General features: G+C 66.4%; 1 protein-coding gene. It reads left to right on the top strand.

Annotated features, from left to right (window positions below; all coding sequences use genetic code 11):
• Positions 1–489, top strand: a 489-nt coding sequence (locus AC1DKD_RS41840; RefSeq protein WP_477144809.1) for a helix-hairpin-helix domain-containing protein, incomplete at its 5' end; no start/stop codon positions are given.
• Positions 490–572: the final 83 nt, after the last annotated feature.

The following is a 572-nucleotide window of genomic DNA, read 5'->3' as shown; positions in this document are numbered from 1 at the left end:
GTTCCAGGACATACTGAAATTTCACAGTATGTCCTGGAACTGGGCGAGGACGGCCGGCTCCTCTCCCTCCAGCTCGACGAACTCACCGTGGGAAGGGGTCCCGGCAGCGACGTGATCATCCGCGACTACGCCAGCCCCAACGCCTCCGCGGATGACATCGACAAAGCCGTCCACGAACTGGTCAACCTTGGCCCCACGGAACTGATCGACCTGGGCAAGATCGCGGCGATCGTTGGTTTCGCAGGCGGGGAAGCCAACCTCGACGCAGTGGTCCAGCCCCGCGGCTACCGGCTGCTGTCCGGCCTGAAGGCAGTTCCCAAGGCCGTGGCCGACCGCCTGGTGGACCATTTCGGTGGCCTGCAGTTCCTGATGGCCGCCACCATCGACGACCTCATGACCGTCGACGGGATCGGCGACCAGCGCGCCCGCACTGTCCGCGAAGGCCTCAGCCGCATGGCAGAGGCCAGCCTCCTGGACCGCTTCCTCTAGAAACCCGGATAACACCCATCGATTGCTCCCCACCGGCTCCCAGCCCTCGCAAGCTCGGGCCGGGGCCCTCGCCGGCGTGGGCC

This window comes from Cupriavidus sp. 05T313 (assembly GCF_056396665.1).
The sequence above is the reverse complement of the archived record's forward strand: the minus strand, read 5'-3'. Positions and strand labels throughout refer to the sequence as shown.